The 18,234-nt window shown below is 42.9% G+C and carries 17 protein-coding genes; 5 read left to right on the top strand and 12 right to left on the bottom strand.

All coding sequences use genetic code 11. The features are described 5' to 3' along the window. The first annotated feature begins 88 nt into the window (after positions 1-88). On the top strand, positions 89-1,723 hold the full coding sequence (locus HWE15_RS01970) for a sulfatase (RefSeq protein ID WP_290505815.1): 1,635 nt from the start codon (positions 89-91) through the stop codon (positions 1,721-1,723). Positions 1,724-1,809: 86 nt separating this feature from the next. Here the strand turns inward: HWE15_RS01970 and HWE15_RS01965 are convergent, their stop codons facing one another. From HWE15_RS01965 to HWE15_RS01955, 3 genes are read right to left on the bottom strand one after another with little or no spacing between them, the layout of a single operon-like run. Next, on the bottom strand, positions 1,810-2,610 hold the full coding sequence (locus tag HWE15_RS01965; protein WP_290505814.1) for a GH25 family lysozyme: 801 nt from the start codon (positions 2,608-2,610) through the stop codon (positions 1,810-1,812). 12 nt (positions 2,611-2,622) lie between these two features. After that, positions 2,623-4,488, bottom strand: a complete 1,866-nt coding sequence (locus HWE15_RS01960; protein ID WP_367203697.1) for an alpha-amylase family glycosyl hydrolase — start codon at positions 4,486-4,488, stop codon at positions 2,623-2,625. Between the two features lie 4 nt (positions 4,489-4,492). Continuing rightward, a complete protein-coding gene (locus tag HWE15_RS01955; RefSeq protein ID WP_290505813.1) occupies positions 4,493-5,782 on the bottom strand; it encodes a M20/M25/M40 family metallo-hydrolase in 1,290 nt (429 codons plus the stop codon). 167 nt (positions 5,783-5,949) lie between these two features. Here HWE15_RS01955 and HWE15_RS01950 point away from each other — a divergent pair, with 167 nt between their 5' ends. Further along, on the top strand, positions 5,950-7,656 hold the full coding sequence (locus tag HWE15_RS01950) for a GMC oxidoreductase (RefSeq protein WP_290505812.1): 1,707 nt from the start codon (positions 5,950-5,952) through the stop codon (positions 7,654-7,656). Between the two features lie 3 nt (positions 7,657-7,659). Next, positions 7,660-8,253 (top strand): gluconate 2-dehydrogenase subunit 3 family protein, encoded by a 594-nt coding sequence (locus tag HWE15_RS01945; RefSeq protein ID WP_290505811.1) that lies wholly within the window; start codon positions 7,660-7,662, stop codon positions 8,251-8,253. A 36-nt stretch (positions 8,254-8,289) separates the two neighbouring features. Here HWE15_RS01945 and HWE15_RS01940 read toward each other — a convergent pair whose 3' ends face one another. From HWE15_RS01940 to HWE15_RS01910, 7 genes are all read right to left on the bottom strand, one after another. Next, the gene (locus HWE15_RS01940) at positions 8,290-9,624 is read right to left on the bottom strand and encodes a PEGA domain-containing protein (protein WP_290505810.1); all 1,335 of its coding nucleotides are present in this window, start codon (positions 9,622-9,624) and stop codon (positions 8,290-8,292) included. Between the two features lie 93 nt (positions 9,625-9,717). Further along, on the bottom strand, positions 9,718-10,788 hold the full coding sequence (locus HWE15_RS01935) for a membrane dipeptidase (RefSeq protein ID WP_290505809.1): 1,071 nt from the start codon (positions 10,786-10,788) through the stop codon (positions 9,718-9,720). Positions 10,789-10,790: 2 nt separating this feature from the next. Then, positions 10,791-11,501: an SAM-dependent methyltransferase gene (locus HWE15_RS01930; RefSeq protein WP_290505808.1), complete on the bottom strand. Its 711-nt coding sequence runs from the start codon at positions 11,499-11,501 to the stop codon at positions 10,791-10,793. A gap of 22 nt (positions 11,502-11,523) precedes the next feature. Beyond that, positions 11,524-11,967 (bottom strand): DinB family protein, encoded by a 444-nt coding sequence (locus HWE15_RS01925; RefSeq protein WP_290505807.1) that lies wholly within the window; start codon positions 11,965-11,967, stop codon positions 11,524-11,526. Between the two features lie 13 nt (positions 11,968-11,980). Continuing rightward, positions 11,981-12,739 carry an alpha/beta fold hydrolase gene (locus HWE15_RS01920; RefSeq protein ID WP_290505806.1) on the bottom strand — a complete coding sequence of 253 codons (759 nt, stop codon included), beginning with the start codon at positions 12,737-12,739 and terminating at the stop codon, positions 11,981-11,983. Positions 12,740-12,763: 24 nt separating this feature from the next. Continuing rightward, positions 12,764-13,156 carry a four helix bundle protein gene (locus HWE15_RS01915; protein WP_290505805.1) on the bottom strand — a complete coding sequence of 131 codons (393 nt, stop codon included), beginning with the start codon at positions 13,154-13,156 and terminating at the stop codon, positions 12,764-12,766. Between the two features lie 76 nt (positions 13,157-13,232). Beyond that, entirely contained in the window at positions 13,233-13,949 is a 717-nt protein-coding gene (locus HWE15_RS01910; protein WP_290505804.1) for a pyridoxine 5'-phosphate synthase, read from the bottom strand. Between the two features lie 61 nt (positions 13,950-14,010). Between HWE15_RS01910 and HWE15_RS01905 the strand changes: the two genes are divergently transcribed. Further along, positions 14,011-14,463: a GatB/YqeY domain-containing protein gene (locus tag HWE15_RS01905; protein WP_290505803.1), complete on the top strand. Its 453-nt coding sequence runs from the start codon at positions 14,011-14,013 to the stop codon at positions 14,461-14,463. Positions 14,464-14,466: 3 nt separating this feature from the next. Next, positions 14,467-15,024: a CvpA family protein gene (locus tag HWE15_RS01900; RefSeq protein ID WP_290505802.1), complete on the top strand. Its 558-nt coding sequence runs from the start codon at positions 14,467-14,469 to the stop codon at positions 15,022-15,024. 24 nt (positions 15,025-15,048) lie between these two features. Here the strand turns inward: HWE15_RS01900 and HWE15_RS01895 are convergent, their stop codons facing one another. Together HWE15_RS01895 and HWE15_RS01890 are read right to left on the bottom strand one after the other, a co-directional pair. Beyond that, complete coding sequence (locus tag HWE15_RS01895) at positions 15,049-15,702, bottom strand: outer membrane lipoprotein carrier protein LolA (RefSeq protein WP_290505801.1); 654 nt, start codon at positions 15,700-15,702, stop codon at positions 15,049-15,051. Between the two features lie 32 nt (positions 15,703-15,734). Then, positions 15,735-18,221, bottom strand: coding sequence for a DNA translocase FtsK (locus HWE15_RS01890; RefSeq protein WP_290505800.1), 2,487 nt, complete (start codon positions 18,219-18,221; stop codon positions 15,735-15,737). Positions 18,222-18,234 lie beyond the last annotated feature (13 nt).

The raw sequence follows: 18,234 nt of genomic DNA, 5'->3' as shown, positions 1-18,234 counted from the left end.
ATCAGTCAAAGTCCTCGGTCCATATTTTTGAGCCTAGGTAAGCTTCTCTTTTAGAAAAGTTTATCTTACAAGATCAATTCCTTGCCCTATGAAAAATCTCACTTTCACTTTTTTAATTCTGACTGTGATTTTCTCTTGTCAAAATAAGGAGTCCCAAATCCAGGAAGTTGTTTACCCTGAAAAACCCAATATCGTATGGATTGTCGTGGAGGATATGTCTCCCGAACATTTGGAGACCTACGGAGGAACGGGTGGTAAAACTCCCAATCTGAATTCCTTGGCCGCCGAGTCTCTTCAGTATCAGAATGCATTTTCAACCGCCGGGGTATGTGCGCCAAGTCGAGCGGCCTTGATCACCGGTGCCTATCAGACCTCCATTGGCGCGATGCATATGCGTACAACAGGCATGTCAGCAAATGCCTTGGATGCTTACCCTCCTGGTTTTAAAAGTTACAATGTGGTCTTGCCGGAAGGGATGATTCAATACCCCATTCATTTGAGAATGGCGGGCTACTATGTGAGTAATAATGTAAAAGAAGACTACCAGTTTGAGAGTCCGGTTTTTATGTGGGATGAAAGCAGTAAAAATGCCCATTGGAGAAATAGAAAAGATCCAGATCAACCTTTCTTTTCGATTTTCAATTTCACCACTACCCATGAATCCCAGGTTTGGGCTCGGGAAGGGAAAGACAGCTTGTTTGTAGACCCCAAGGAAGTGACTGTACCGCCTGTCTATCCAGATGATTCGCTTACCAGACGGACAATTGCCCGCTTTATTACCAATGTGATGCGGATGGATGAGCAGGTAGGAGAGGTGATTGCCCAGCTGAAAGAGGACGGACTATATTACAACACCATCCTTTTCTTTTACTCCGACCACGGGGATGGGATGCCTTATTTCAAGCGAGAGCTCTATGATCGAGGCTTGAAGGTGCCTTTGCTGGTCAAAGCTCCTTGGCTGGAGGGTGGTACAAAAACAGATGAATTGGTCAGTTTTGTGGATTTTGGACCAACGCTCCTTTCGCTGGCGGGAATCCCCATTCCTGAAAGCATGCAGGGACAGGCTTTTTTGGGTGAGCAAAAGGCTAAGCCTCGAAACTATGTCTATGCCGCTCGGGATCGGATGGACTCAGAATACGATCGGGTACGGGCTGTTTCTGATGGGCGATTTAAATATATTCGTAACTACATGCCTGAGATACCCAATTATCAAAATATCCAATACCGCCTTCAAAACCCCTTGATGGGACATCTCTTGGACCTGAATGAACAAGGAAAGCTTAATGAAAATCAAGCTCGTTGGTTTGCTCAAAGCAAGCCTGAGGAAGAATTGTATGACACACAAAACGACCCTTGGGAATTTACCAATCTGGTTGGGAATCCTGAGTATGCCGATAAATTGGAAGAGCTGCGCAAAGCACATGAAGATTGGATCGTTGAGTACGGAGACAAAGGTGCCCTCAATGAAATGGAAATGGTCAAGGCGATGTGGACTGGAGCCGAAAATCCTCCTGCCACTGCCAAGGCTAAGATAAATTTTTCCGAAGGAAAGGTCACCTTAAGCTGTCCAACTCCCTCTGCTTTGATGGGCTGGAGAAAATCCAGCAGCGATTCCTGGAATGTCTACACTGGAGCTTTTGAAGCGGTGGCCGGAGATTCGCTTTATGTGAATTCCCATCGGATAGGGTATGAGGCGGCGGAGATTAATAGGGTATTAGATTAACTTGGCGTAATAAGTTTTAGGACTGATTTTTCGGAAAACAGGGCGCTAGGTCACAAGGTTCAAAGCCGGATTAAAAAGCTTTGCAGTTAAGGCATTTTCAATTTATGAAATTGGAACCTTCCGCCTCGAAGGATATTCAAATCGATTCGTTCTCCAATACCTTCTAGACTCCCTTTTTCTGAAAATTGCCAAATCACCCAATTCTTGGTTTCAGGTTCTAGAATTCGGTTATAATTCGCTACCCAAATTGGATATTCGTCAAATCCTTGATTGTGGAGCACTTCCCAGAAAAACCGGTCACCCGTATAGATCATAGGTTTTACTCCATAACGGGCTTCCACAAGATTCAACCAGTTTTTGATTCCTTGCCGCAGACGCTCTCTAGATTGAATTGTACTGTGCTTTTCTATGTCCAGAATCGGGATTAGGTCACCCGATTCCAATTTGACAGTTTGGATAAAATTTTCTGCCTGCAGGCTACTGTTTTCATTTGGGCGATAATAATGGTAAACCCCTCGGACTACTGGTAAATTTTTGGAAGCTTCCCAGTTTTCCTTAAACCTTCTATCCAACCCATCATCTCCCATTGTAGCTCTAAATACTAAGAATTGGATAGGATGATTTTTGATTTGAAGGGATAACTTATTGAAATCAATTTTTCCTTGATACTGGGAGATGTCAACTCCCAATATTCCATCTGGGAATTGATTGAAAACCTGCTCAAACTTGAGTGTTTCCGTCCAAGGAGGAGTCTTTCTTGTATAGTCAGAAAGCTCCCGTTTGATCCATTTATTGTATTTGATAAGAAAAACCGTTCCTATAGTAAGGGTAAAAAGGATTAGAAAAATTACCCAAACCCAGGAATTGGAAGCCTTTTTTCGGGGCATATTTTGGAAACCTTATTTCACATCAAAAACAGCCGATTCCCAAGGCCCAAAGTCGAGATCGATTTCAGCCCCTTCATTCGTTACCCGAAGCATAGTCTTTTTCTTCCCAAACATCACTTCCTTAATTTCCCGCTCACCTTTTTCCAAGTTCCATGCATTCAGTAATTCTGGCGAAAGTTTCAAGGTGGTTTTTACCGATTGAAACTCGTCGAAGTTGGTCACCACGATCAGCTTCTGACTTTCATCCCAGCGGGCAAAGGCAAAAGCCTTATTTGTATAGTCTGGATTTTCATGCCTATTAAACGTATGAAGCTCCAGGTATTCTCCCATCAAAGCGGGACTGTTACGTGTGAAGTTCAGCACCTCGGAGTAGTAGTTTCGAAGCGCTTTTTCATTTTCCGTTAGCTGCCCTCCATCAAAATTCCCTCCATTCATCCATTTCTGATGCTGTGGCACGCCGATGTAATCGAAAATCGAAGTCCGGCTCGGGTCGCCAAAACCCGCATCCTCTGCTCCGGGTTCGCCAACTTCCTGCCCGAAATAGATCATCGTCGGAGAAGTAGAAACCGTCGTGGAAACCACCATCGCAGGCATAGCTTTCCAGGGATTTCCAGCAAATTCCGGACTGGCAATTCGCTGCTCGTCGTGATTTTCCAGGAAGTGCAGCATGTGGTGTTCGATGTCTTTCAAGCCTTCCAAAATCGGTACTAGATTATCCGTGGAACCGTGACCTTGCATGATGTGCTTCAGGGTGTCATATAGTTCCACCTTGTCATAGAGGTAATCCATTTTACCCTTTTGGATGTAATCTCGATAGAGACTTGGGTTATAAACTTCCGCCAAAAGGAAGGCATCGGGTTTGGTCATTTTGATATGAGAATTGAGATAGGACCAAAACTCCACCGGTACCATCTCGGCCATATCAAAACGGAATCCATCAACTTCTTTACCCAACCAAAACTGGGTGATGTCCTTGAATTTTTTCCAGGAATCCGGCACATCTTTGCCCTGCCAAAAGTCATAATGGGCTTTCCAATCCAAGGAATCCGCTCCCGAAGGTAATTCATCAAAATCCTTGGTTCCATCCGGTCTTACTCCGTAATTTATTTTCACGGTTTCATACCAGTCATAGAAATCGGGCTGTGCTAGGCGGGAACCATTTCCAGTCCATTTGGCTGGGTTTTCATCGAACTTCCCGTCTGCAAGCGGATGTTTTTCTCCTCCAAGAGGCTGATAACCATTTTTAGGTTCGGGTACCTGAAAAGCCTCTCCGGGTATATAGTAGAAATTGTTGTTTTTGGCGTATTCGACGGTTTTATCATCATCTGCCCCGAAATCCCTGGCGCCTGCTGGATTGTTCTTTCCTTCATAGTGCCGGGAAACATGGTTTGGAACGATGTCGATAATCACTTTCATTCCATGCTTATGAGTACGGGCGATCAAGGCTTCAAATTCCTCCATTCGCTTTGTTACATCTACCGCCAAATCTGGATTGACCTGATAGTAATCCCGTACCGCATAGGGCGAACCTGCACGCCCTTTGATCACATCAGGATCATCAGAGCTAACACCGATCTCGGGAAAATCTCCGATCACCCCATGATGTGGGACTCCAGTGTACCAAATATGGGATACACCCAGCTTTTTGATTTCGGCTAAAGCGGTATCCGTGAAGTCATTGAACTTCCCGACTCCGTTTTCCTCCTTAGTTCCCCAAGGTTTGTTGGTAGTATTGGTATTCCCAAAAAGTCTAGTGAAAACCTGGTAGACAACAATTTTTTTTGGTTTCATAGATTCTGTTTCTGTGAGTTCAGGTTTGTCGCTTTCGCAGGAAAAAAAGGTGGCCGCTAGTGCTGCCATGAATAAAAATCTCTTCATTAGCTTAGCGTATCAATCGGTATAGTAAGATCGTATTTCGCTTAATCAAATCAGGAAATTGTTTCATATTGATGGTCTCTCCTGGAGCATGTGCACCTCGTCCTGAGGCTCCTAAGCCATCCAAACCTGGAAGGATATCCGCTACATAGGCGATATCTGCAGCGCCCCGGCTCCCCGGATCGCCCGGCTGAACTTCACCAAATCCCATATCCAAACTCACCTGATTCAATACAGCTGCTAATTCGTAGTTTTCCTCCCGCGGACTCATGGAAGGTATACCATCCCGGAAAGTAATTTCTGCATCAGTTTGATTGAGGTTACGATTGACAATTTCTCTCATTTTTGCTCTGGTTCTTTCTTTTTGCTCCTCCCCTAAAAACCGCAAGTCTCCAGTCACATATGCCTCACGAGCAACGATATTAGTCTTACCTAAAGCTTCACCTTTTCCTGTTTCTTCGTCATAGGAGATGTCTGATCCCCCGATGATTTGTCCAGGGTTAAAAGTCAGGTATTGCTCTCCACCAAGCTCTTCCCGAAATTCTGTCAAAATTCTTGCGGCTTCATAGATGGCTCCATAGCCTACACTTTCGCGGAAAACTCCACTGGAATGGCTTTGTCTGCCGCTTGTTTTCAAAGTCCAGCCACTGGAACCCCGACGGGCGACCGTAACGGTATTGAATCCCTGAGCTGTTTCATAGCCCAAAGCGATATCGTGGGATTTGGCTCGTTCGATAAAGTCCCTTCGAGAGAGCTCATTATCTCCTGAACTCTCCTCATCTCCCATAAAATACACGGTGATACTTCGGTCATCCAATAACCCCAATTCATGAAGTGCTTTCAAGCTGGCAAAAACCAATACGTCTCCACCTTTCATATCATTGGCACCTTGTCCGGTGGCGGTGCTATCGTTGAGCCAGGTGAAGGGAGTGAAGGGCATATCTTTTTCAAAAACTGTATCAATATGACCTATGAGAAGAAGTTTTTTGCCTTTGGTTCCTTTTCGAGTTGCCACAAAATGTCCGGCCCGGTTTACCTCAGCAGGGACTTCCACCCATTCGGTTTGGAATCCGATTTTTTCAAATTCCCGGGCGAAAACCTGACCGACTTCTCTTACGCCTTCCTTGTTTAAGGAACCGGAATTTATGTTGAGGACTTCCTCCAAGAGGGCAACCGTCTCTTGGTAGTTTTTATCTATTAGTTCGATCAGTTTCTGCTCGTCTTTATTGAGTTTTTGCTGTGAAAAACAAAATACTGGCCCAAAAGCCAAAATCAGGATGAGGGTGAGTTTTTTCATGATGGGAAAATACAGCAAAAACCGGGTGGTGGCAAGATTATTTTGGCTACAATTGGATACATACCTATAATTCCATTTTCATAAATCCATTTAATCATTCAAAATTGGCACAGGGTTTTTAGAGGAAAATTGGCTAATATTAATCTTTACAATAAACCTATTAACCTATGGCCAATTTTAATATCGATGCCGATAAAAACCTTATCTACGATGCCATCGTCATCGGTTCGGGTATCAGTGGAGGATGGGCTGCCAAAGAACTTTGCGAAGCCGGCCTCAAAACCCTTGTTCTGGAAAGGGGACGGATCGTGGAGCATGTGGTGGATTATCCTACCATGAATTTGGACCCTTGGGATCACGAACTCCGGGGCGGACTTACTCCTGAGCAAGCGGCACGTCATCCTAAAGGAGGACGCTCGGGTTTTATTGGAGCGTTTAATGAGCATTTTCACGCCAATGATCTTGAAAATCCTTACACAGAAATAAAACCTTTCATGTGGGTTCGTGCACATCAAATGGGCGGAAGATCCCTGCTTTGGGGAAAGCAAACGTATCGCTGGTCGGATCTAGACTTTGAAGCCAATGCCAAAGACGGTCATGGAGTTGATTGGCCAATTCGATATAAGGACTTGGAGCCTTGGTATACGCATGTGGAAAAATTTGCCGGAATCAGTGGTGAAGCATTGGGCTTACCCCAATTACCGGATTCCCACTTTTTACCTCCTATGGAGTTAAACTGCGTTGAAAAGCATGTCAAAGAACGGATTGAAAAGGATTTTCCTGGAAGAAATTTAATCATTGGTCGTGTGGCTCATTTGACCGAACCATTGAATGGGCGTGGAAAGTGTCAATTCCGAAACCGCTGCGATAGAGGTTGTCCTTATGGTGCCTATTTCAGTTCGAATGCAGTAACTCTTCCAGCAGCAAATGCCACTGGAAACCTTACAATTCGTCCATTTTCAATTGTTCAATCCATCGTTTATGATGAGGGAAAAGGGAAAGCTTCCGGTGTTCGAATCATTGATGCTGAGACCGGCGAGGATATCGTATATAAGGCAAAAATCATTTTTGTAAATGCTTCGACATTAAGTACTACCCAAATTCTTTTGAATTCCACATCTCATCGTTTTCCAAATGGTTTGGGAAATGATTCAGGAGAGTTGGGCCATAATTTGATGGATCATACCTATCGAATTGGTGCCATGGGTAGTGTTGAGGGATATGAGGATAAATATTATAAAGGACGTCGTCCAAATGGAATTTATATACCCAGATATGTCAATCTGAAAGATGGTCCACAAAGTGATTCATTTGTTCGAGGTTGGGGCTTCCAGGGTGGAGGATATCGCCATGGTTGGGGCGCCGGAGCTAATCAGGAAGATTTTGGAGGAGATTTTAAGGATGGTTTAATGAAACCCGGGCCGTGGGAGTTTTTCATCACAGGATTTGCAGAATGCCTTCCATCTCATGAAAACAAGGTGTATCTCAATAAAGATGTTTTGGATAAATGGGGGCAACCGACACTTTCCATTGATGCTGAATGGGGTCCCAATGAATTGGCCTTGAATAAGCAGATTCGTATTGATGCGAAAGAAATGCTTGAACGAGCAGGATTAAAAGATATCCATGATTTTGACAATGAGCATGAGATGGGTTATGGTATACATGAAATGGGAACTGCCAGAATGGGTAGAGATCCAAAGACTTCTGTTTTGAACGGAACTAATCAGGTTCATGCCTGCAAAAATGTTTTTGTCACGGATGGAGCTTGTATGGCTTCTTCTTCCTGTGTGAACCCTTCCTTGACTTATATGGCCTTGACTGCCCGCGCAGCCAATCATGCCGTATCTGAACTTAAAAAAATGAACCTCTAAGCCATGAATAGACGAGATGCACTCAAAAAATCGGCTTTGGCCCTCGGTGCTGCTGCCGGAACCCCAACTTTGCTTAGCCTTCTGCAGGCATGTGCCAAGCAGGATCGACTGTCTTGGACTCCCTTGTTTTTGAATGAAGATCAAGCTGGGTTTATCAGTTCATTTGTTGAGTTCCTTTTACCTAAAACCGAAACCCCTGGAGGATTAGATGTAAAGGCGGATATTTTCATCGACTTGATTTATGCTAAAACTTACGATGAGGAAGGACAGCAGAAGGTGATTGCTGAAATCGAAAAGTTCAATTCGGATTGCAAATCAAAGTATGGGAAAGTCTTTGCAGAGCTTAATGCTGAAGAAAAAGCCTCTTGTGTAAAGGAACATGAGGCAAAATCACCGAAATATGCTCCCAAGGTTTGGGGTTCAACTGTAGGTCCCCAAGAGCCGGTTGGTTTCTACAGGGGATTGAAATCCATGGTATTGTGGGCATACTTCAGTTCCGAAGAAATTGGGAAAAACATATTGAGCTATGACCCTATTCCTGGGGATTATTTGGGATGTATCCCGCTTTCGGATGTAGGAAATACTTGGAGTTTGTAAAATCAAAAAAGGCCCCGATTTTCGGGACCTTTTCATTTATTGTAGTCGAGCTTGAATTTCTTGGATTAGTCCTTCATACTTTTTCAGAATTCGGGACCAGTCTTCAAACTTCTCGTCGTCTTTTACGGTCACTTGGTTTCTTCCATCCAAATAGGCTTCCTGACTGATTAATTTAACAGCATAAGCCAATTGATCAGAGTTTCCACCGCTGCTCACAATTACTCGCGTTCGGATAACACTAGAGGCAAAGTTTTCAACTTGCCAAGAAGTGGTTAAATATCCGGTATTGAAATCTACGGTTTCCAGAATGTCAAAGTAGCGTGTAATGATGGAAGAAAGAATACGCCAAGCTTCTTCTGGTGAATATTGGGAATTGACAGGAACAGTAATTCGCACATTTGCCAAATCGGAGGATACCGAAGAAGTATAGGCTTCATCTACAGCCATTTCAATATAATCAGTCACCGGAGGTTCCTGCATATTGGATTGGTTGTAATAATTTTTGGTGTATCGAACATAGCCATCTTTCATGACTCGTACCTCCACACTACCATTGGATGGTACTTTTAGGTCATAGCTTCCTGTTCCTACAGTTTTTCCACCAATTTCGATAATTGCATCTGCTGGGTTAGTAGTAATTTTTACCAATCGATCAGCAAGCAAGGCCTGCTCCCGTGTTGGGGGCTCTGGATCGGTATCCGGTTTGTTGCAGAATACTTTTGTGTATTCCACATAGCCATCCTTGTTCACGGTTACAGTTACACATTCTCCCAAAGGCACATTGATATCTTGGTTTCCTCTTCCCATGGAAACGCCATTGGCAGTTACTACTCCATCTGCTGGGAGAACTTCCAATCTTACTTGGCGATCCTTCAATTCGAAATAATCCTTGATTGGGGGAGTTTCTCTATCAGGAGAATTGTAATAAGTCTTGCTGATTGGTGCAAAACCGGCTTTTTTAACTTCTACAGTATGAAATCGGTCTTTTTCAATAACCAGATAAATAGCCTTTTTTCCGATGTTTCGCCCATCTACAAAAATGTCTGCATCATATGGTTCAGCAGAAATTTCAACTCTTCTGGCATCCAAAGAAACACGCTGGTCTTTGTCCCATTTTAAGTCTTTATTGTACTCTTTGATCACGGGTTGAAAACCAGGTTTCGTGATTTTTATTCGGTTTCGGGAATCTTTTTCAAGCTTGTATTCAATGGTTCCCATCCCTAATTCCTGCATTTCGGAATCATCATAATCATTCAAAAGGATGAATTTGGCATCAGAATGATTGGCGCTAATGGTTAATTTTTGAGCTTGAGCAATCGAAAAAGCAAAAAGAGTCACTAGGACCGAAGTCAAAAGGTATTTGTTTATCATAAATTTTAAGGTTGGCGATTTTGTCTGCAAATAATTCAATTAGAATTATTTATGCAACTTAAAGAAAGACAGATTTGAACAAAATAGTCTTGGTTAGGGCCAATTTTTCCTCAAAAAGTTCAACCAATTTCCGCTCATGACTTTTTGGATATCATTCTCTGAGTATCCTCTTTTTTGAAGCAAATCCGGGATTTTCTGCAAGTCTGCGATGGTTTCCAAATCCCAAGGACATTGTTCTTTTCCAAAGGCTCCGTCTAAATCGGATCCAATCCCAATATGGTTGGCATTTCCGGCCAGTTGACAGATGTGGTCTAGGTGATCCAACACGGTGGAAATGGTGACATTTCGTTGTTTAGGCGTGCTTTTCCCCCGAATCCATTCAGGACTCAGCATCCATGCATCAAAAGCTCCCCCGATAACAGCACCTCGATCTACCAAGGCTTTGATCATCTCATCTGAGAACTGCCGATTGTGATCCACTAAGGCCCGACAGTTATTATGGCTCGCCCAAATGGGACCTTGAAAAATTTCCAGTGCATCCCAAAAGGCCAGATCACAAAGATGGGTAGCGTCCAAAATCATCCCCAATTCATCCATTTTCCGGAGTAATTCCTTTCCTTGCTGATTTAGCGGGGCAGAGGCGTCTGTGCCATGAGCATATCTGCCCGGACCATAGTGGGCAGGACCTAGTGCACGCAATCCGGATTCGTACGCCTTCTCAAGGTAATCCAAAGAGATAATGGAGTCGGCACCCTCGAGAGAAAGAATAAACCCAATTGGTTTTTGGCTGTTGTCTTTTCCGTTTTCCCAAAGCGCTACATGATTTTCGAGTTCAGCCTTATTTCGAATTTGTGCCATTTCCCCTTTTTCTACCATGGCCTGATACCAAGCCAATTGTCCTTGGGTTTGTGCCCATGCCTGTTCAGGAGAATGCCATCCCGGAAGGGAATTGTCAGGGGCAACATATCGAGCAATTTGAGTAGCTACTACCAAGCCAATATTTCCTTTTCGGAGTTCGGGTAAAGAGACAACGGCCTTTGCTCTGTCAGGTTTGTCGTCTAGTCCAACTTCTCTTGCATTGATTTCAAATACCGGCTTCGTAAGATCCCGATTCCATTCGAGGGCATTCATACTCAGGTCCAAGTGGGCGTCAACGGTAAACATGTTCAGAAGCTTTGTAAAACAAAAACAGTAGGTACTTTGTGAAGATCAATCGATGTTTTTTTCCAGTCTTGGATGGTTTTGGTTTGGATCAATTCGTCCGAGGCAGTTAAATTTTTCGCAATGCAAAGTTTGGTTTGCGGAGCAAGTGCCCGCAGTAAATCCTCCAAAAGCTGATTGTTGCGAAAAGGGGTTTCCATAAATATCTGGGCTCTTTTTTCCCGAAGGGATTCAGTTTCTAACTTTTTTAAGGCTTGGGCTCGTTCTTTTTTGTCAATCGGAAGATACCCATGGAAAGCAAAAGATTGCCCGGAAAAACCGGATCCCATCAAAGCTAAAAACATAGAGCTGGGTCCAGAAAGTGGAACCACCTGAATCCCTCTGGTATGAGCATGTGCTACGGCGAGCGCACCCGGATCAGCTATCCCCGGGCAACCTGCCTCGGATATTATCCCTACATCAGCTCCTTTAAAAAGAGGTTGTAGTAGACGGTTTACGGATTCTGGAGCTGTGTTTTTGTCCAGAATTTCCATGTGTACTTCTTCCAGGTTTACACCTAGTTTTAAACTGGAAATATATCGGCGCGCGGTCCGAGGGTTTTCGACCAAAAATACTTTCGTGTGTCGAATTACTTCCCGAACCTGGGGGCTGATAACAGCATCAGCTGTATTTTCAGCGAGCACATTTGGAATTAAGAAAAGCTTTCCTTGGGGCATTTCAGATGGTTTATTGGTAGACTTAGTCAAATTTTCTACCCTTTTTCATTATGGCAGAAATCTGACCTGAATGGTGAAAGTGGTGGAAGAGGATATGAGAGAATAAGCGAAATCTGCTTACCTCACCAAAGAATGGAGTGAAAATAATTCCTTTCCAGAACTCCTCTTCAGAGCTTTCAATTAGGTCCTTTAAGTTGGAGAATCCTTCCTTTATTAGGGCTAGGCTGGCTTGAATGTCCTTTCCTTGCCCATTGTCTTCAAAGCCTAAAGTGGTGTTTTGGACATCAGTAGGGATCTCAAAAAAAGTCCCAAAAAGATTGACGATTTCACCCATATGCAAGAGAATAAATCCAATGGAATTGGAGTTTTTATTAAGTTTCCAATTCCAGTGTATGTCTTGTACTTGTTGAAGATTTGAACTAGTCAGTTCCATCTGAACCAACATCTCTAGCATGGCTTCTTTCATCAATGTTCTGTTTTTATAATAGAAATCTACGAATTTCCCGAACTACTGCATCTGGCTTTTCTGCATGCAGCCAATGTCCTGCTCCTTCAATAAACTCGAGTTCATAATTCGGGAAGTGTTCCAGAATATCTGGGAGGTCACTTTGCTGGATATAATTGGAATTGGCTCCTGCTAAGAAAAGGGTAGGTCCTTCATAGACGGTGTCTTCCTCTAATGCTTTTCCTACCTCTTCGATTTTTTCGGTAATGACCGGCAGGTTGATTTTCCAATAAAAACCGTTTCTATCTCTCCCAAGACTTTTTAAAAGGAACTGGCGAATTCCTGGGATGTTAATATATCTAGCCAATTGATCATCCGCATCTTTTCGGGATTGGATCTCGGAAAGGTTGATGGAATTCAATCCCTCCAAAATGGTCTGATGATGGATTGGGTAATACCGAGGAGATATATCCGCAACGATTAACCGCTCAACTCGATCTGGATAAGTCACTGCAAAATTCATGGCGGTTTTTCCTCCCATGGAATGCCCCATCAGGAAAATTTCGCTGAGCCCTTCTTCATCGATCAATTCCCGCAAATCTTCCACCATGACCTCATAATTCCACTCCTCAGCATGTGGAGATTCTCCATGGTTCCGTTGATCTACAAGGTAAAGTGTAAACTCATTTTCCAATTCCCTTGCAATGGAAAACCAGTTATCTGCCGAGCCAAAAAGCCCATGAAGAATTACGAGGGGTTTACCAGTGCCTGATTTTTTATAGTTTAATTTCATAATTTTTGAGTCAACAGTCCACTGTCAACAGACGACAGCCAACTTATGAATAGTTAAATTTTCGTTTTTAAATTGAGTTTTTAGGGCTTGAATTTTTTTAATTAAATCTTCATAAGAGCTGTAAAGTTTAGTAAAGTCTTCTTCCCTAATAATGTTTCTCTTTTTGCCAAGATAAAGGCAACTAACCACCTCAATTGCCGAGCGAACTGAATACCCAAGAAACTTTTTAAACTCCGGGGTAGATTGTCCGGTCGACCCCTCCGCAATATTTAAAGCAACAGAATCTGCAGCACGTTGAATTTGGGTAGCTAAAACAAATTTCTCCTCCAAAGGGAAAGCTTTGGTTATTTGATTTATTTCTCCGGATAATTCAATTGCTATTTTCCAAACTCGTAAATCTTCGAATTTAAAAGCCATTTCTTTAGCTGATACTGTTAGTGAAATTATCTTTTTAACAACTGTCGGCTATTGACTGTCGTCTGTTGACAAAAAATCAAAGCTCCAACCTCCTTCTATACATCTGAATGGTATTTTCCAATCCATAGTACAGGGCATCGCAGATAAGAGCATGGCCAATGGAAACCTCATCCAAAAAAGGAATTTTATGTTTCAGGAACGCTAGATTATTCAAGTCCAAATCGTGACCGGCATTGAGCCCTAATCCAATTTCACGGGCAATAAGGGCAACTTCTACATAGGGTTGAACGGCCTTCTCGCGGTCTTTTGGAAAAAGGACAGCATAGGGTTCGGTGTAAAGTTCCACCCGATCTGTCCCCGTTTGCTTTGCTGGTTCAAAGTACTTAGCCTCTGGATTGATGAAAATAGAAACTCGACAACCAGCTTCTTTGAGCTCTGCGACTATATCCTGAAGCATGCTTTGATGCGTGATGGTATCCCAGCCGGTATTCGATGTCAATGCATCCGGTGGATCGGGAACCAAGGTAGCTTGAGCAGGTTTGACCTGCTTAACTAATTCCATGTAGCGTTTATCCGGATAGCCTTCGATATTGAATTCTGTAGTGACCACCTCTGCCAAATCCAAAACATCCTGATACCGGATATGGCGTTCATCGGGTCTAGGATGTACGGTAATGCCCTCGGCACCGAAACGTTCTGCATCCTTTGCCACTTGTACCACATTGGGATTATTGCCCCCTCGTGCATTTCGCAGGGTAGCGATCTTATTGATATTTACACTAAGCTTGGTCATAAAAAGCCCGAAAAGGGTATTTTTGTCTTTAGAACAAAGTTATAACATAAACTGAGTACCCATGAGTTTAAAACAAAACATAGAAAGTGAAATTAAGTCAGCCATGCTGGCAAAAGATAAAACCCGTCTCACTGCGCTCCGTGCCATCAAATCTTTGATTTTATTGGAAGAAACGAAGGGAGGGGCAAAAGGTGAGCTTTCTGCGGATGAAGAAATGAAATTGCTCACCAAAGCAGCCAAGCAGCGAAAGGATTCTGCCGATATCTATGAGCAGCAGGGACGCTTTGATTTGTATGAAGTAGAGATGACAGAATTGAAGGTGATCCAGGAGTTTTTGCCGAAAGCTTTATCTCCGGAAGAAATCAAGGCTGCCATTGCTGAAATCATTTCTAAAACCGGTGCAAGTGGTATGAAGGATATGGGAAAAGTGATGGGAATGGCCAGCAAAGAATTAGCAGGGAAGGCAGATGGCAAGGCTATTGCTGATCAGGTAAAAGCTTTACTAAACGCATAAGCCTTGGAAATAAAATCCATTGTTGATATTGTCATCGTAGCTGTGCTGGCTTTAGGTGCCTATGAAGGGTACAAAAAAGGTTTTCTTTTGGGTATTCTGGGGCTTGTCGGCTTTGTTGTAGCGCTAGTTTTAGGATTTTATTTTATGGAACCGGCAGCAGCATGGCTGGAGGAGAATGTAGAAACCGTCAACCTGTCCTATCCGATTATTGGCTTTCTGATTATTTTTATCATTAGTGTCCTTCTGATCAATAGTGTGGGTTGGGTGCTGAAAAAATTCATGGATCTGACCATTTTAGGCTCTTTTGATCAAGTGGCGGGATTGTTTTTCGGTGTGCTGAAAGTTGGATTCTTTCTTAGTCTTTTTTTGTGGTTCACCAAAGAGTTTGATTTGGATCTTCCTAAAAAATGGAAGCGCGAATCTGAGTTAATCGGCTATGTTGAACCTTTAGCGCCAACCGTGATTGATGCGGTAGAGCCTTTCTTCCCATCGGTAAAATCCACTAAAAGTAAATTTGAAGAGCTGGTTGAAAAAGTAAAAGAAGCAACCATTGGAAAATAGAAAAGCAGTCCTTTCGAGGGCTGCTTATCTCAGATCAATAATTTCAATTCCGGGATACTTTTTGGTATCAAAGGCAAAATAGGTAGCAGGCAAATTGGCATTTGGCTGTAGGTTTTTAAATGTATAAGAATACATCCCTCCTTGTCCATCAAACATTTCCCATCCCAAAAGATCTTTGCTGTTCTTATCGATCATTAATTTGACCTGCTCGAATGGAGCATTTCCGTCTAATGCAATTAATTCCACCACATCCACAGCTTTGCCTTGAAACTGCTTGGATGGTAAAAGAGTGTAATTGTACCCTGATTCGTACATCCGGTAAATATTCGAAGGGGTGAGTTCACCTTCCATCTGGGAGACATCATTGATGGTCACTTCCTTGTAGCCATCTGCTTGAATAAAAGTCCAAACCGTTTTACCATCATTATAGATTTCCTGCTCGGGAAGTTTGAGACGGTATTGTTCTCCTTTGACTGCTATTTCTCCGGTTTGTCGGTCACTACTACCGGTAGCATCCTGAAAAATAAAATCAAATTGAGCTGTAAAGCCATTCATGCTCTGGAACTTTTGACTCATTGCATCCAAAATGGTTTTGGCCTTGGGATCTTGTTGGGCTTCCACCTGGGTACTAAATAGACCCAATACAATGATGGAGAAAACTAGGGCAATTTTTTTCATGAATTTGTAGCCGTAAGTATTAAAAACAGCGACTACAAACTATTCAATAACTGTTCCAAACTAGCTTCATCTTGGATTAGGACTTCTCTTGCTTTTGATCCTTCAAAAGGCCCTACAATTCCAGCGGCTTCCAATTGATCAATAATTCTTCCCGCGCGGTTATACCCAAGTTTCAATTTTCGCTGAATCAGGGAGGTACTTCCTTGTTGATGCAATACGATGAGTTTAGCAGCTTCATCAAACAAAGGGTCCCGATCTGATAGATCAACATCTCCAATGGAATTGTCGCTATCCTCTCCTTCATATTCAGGTAACAGATAGGCATCTGGATATCCTTTTTGCTCTCCAATCCAATCACAAATTGCTTCTACTTCGGGAGTGTCCAAGAAGGCACATTGCAAGCGGATCACCTCAGAACCTTGAGAAAGAAGCATATCACCCATTCCTATCAATTGATCCGCTCCGCCTGCATCGAGAATCGTGCGGGAGTCTATTTTTGAAGTAACTCGGAAGGAAAGGCGTGCTGGGAAATTAGCTTTGATAATACCTGTAATTACGTTTACAGAAGGTCGTTGGGTAGCTACAACTAAGTGAATTCCGATAGCTCGTGCCAGTTGTGCCAATCGTGCAATCGGACCTTCAATCTCTTTTCCTGCCGTCATCATCAAGTCCGCTAACTCATCGATCACGAGTACGATGTAAGGCATGAATCGATGTCCTTTTTCAGGGTTGAGTTTCCGGGCTATAAACTTCGCATTGTATTCTTTGAGGTTTCTGGCACCGGCATCTTTAAGAAGATTGTATCGGTTGTCCATCTCAATACAGAGCGAGTTTAATGTGAAGATTACCTTTTTGGTATCGGTGATAATAGCCTCTTCAGAACCCGGAAGTTTTGCGAGGAAGTGCCGCTCAATTTTATTGAAAAGGGTCAATTCCACCTTTTTCGGATCGACTAGGACAAATTTCAATTGAGCTGGATGCTTCTTATAAATCAGAGAAGCCAAAATCATATTCAAGCCCACAGACTTCCCTTGACCCGTTGCCCCTGCCATCAGCAAGTGAGGCATTTTTGCAAGATCCATCACGAAAACTTCATTGGAAATCGTTTTGCCAAGAGCTACCGGGAGATCTTTGTCCGATCGCATGAACTTTTCAGTGCCGATGACTGCTCGCGCCGGTACGAGTTCCCGATTTTTATTTGGAACTTCAATACCGATAGTTCCCTTTCCTGGGATCGGAGCAATGATTCGGATTCCCAAAGCAGCCAAACTCAAGGCGATGTCATCCTCCAGGTTTTTGATTTTAGAAATCTTTACACCTGGTTCTGGTACGATTTCATAGAGCGTAACTGTAGGACCAATGGTCGCTTTGATCTCCTGAATTCCGATCTTGAAATTCTCTAAGGTCTCTACGATTTTATTTTTATTCTCTTCGAGTTCCTGTCTAGTGACAGTTACTTTTTGAAGATCATATTCATTCAAAAGATCAAGGGTTGGGTATTGATAGCGAGGAAGGTCCAAGGTTGGGTCATAGGGATCCAGATTTTCGACTTCTTCCGCTGTCTTCTCCTGGTTTTGAGCTTTTGTTACCGAAAACTGTTTTTCTTCAATAGGCTTAGAAGTAGGTTTTTCCGTGTTTTCAGCCAGAAGATCTACTTGTTTGACTTCAAATAAATCATCCAATTCTGATTCATTTTCTTCAGTCTCTGGTTCTTCTGAATTTTTTACCGTCCAGGAAGAGCCATCGTCCAAGACCTCATCTTCCTCTTCGTCTAATCCAAATGGATCCTCATTTTTAGAGCTTGGCTTTATTGCTAATTCATCCTCGGTAATTTTATCATCTTCCAATAAATCCAGATCAGTCTCTGAATTTTTGGTACTGAACCATTCCAATTTGTCAATGTCAAAAAAGAAAACCACGAAAACCAGCAGGGAGCCTGCCAATAAAATAAAGGTTCCCCAACTTAAATAATCAGCGGAAAGCTTGGCTAATTCATAGCCAAATCCACCCGACAAGAAACTCCAATAGGAATATCCTTTTACCAGAATAACGATATATCCGGTGAGCAACCCAAGCCAGAATGTAAAGAAGAGTGCGAAACTCGTGTAGCGGGTGAGGGAAATTAAAGAAAGCTTAAAAGCCCATCGAAATCCCAAAATGAATAGAAAAGGAGGGATGAGAAAGGCTGCAATACCAAACCATCGATAGATCAAAATATGGCTTGCTTTTGCCCCCAAAAGTCCCAGCCAATTTTGGGATTCCTGTGCAATTTCCCGGCTTTCGGAAACCGGATTGTTCATGACCAGGCTTTGATCAGCCGGACCGTTCAGAAGATAGCTAATAAATGCAAAAAATAGAAAGATGCCCAAGGACATCATGATGATCCCAAGGGTGAGGACGATTTTTGAACTTTTAAAACCTCCAAAGGATAGTTTAATTCCAGATCCTTTTGATTTGGTCTTTGTATTCTTTTCGCCTTTTTTCCTAAAAGTATTTTGTTTGGGTGAATTGCTGGGCATAGATGCGGTTCAA

Origin of the sequence: Algoriphagus sp. (assembly GCF_013373065.1) — a bacterium.
GTDB lineage: Bacteria > Bacteroidota > Bacteroidia > Cytophagales > Cyclobacteriaceae > Algoriphagus.
This window is presented reverse-complemented; position numbering and strand designations above follow the sequence as displayed.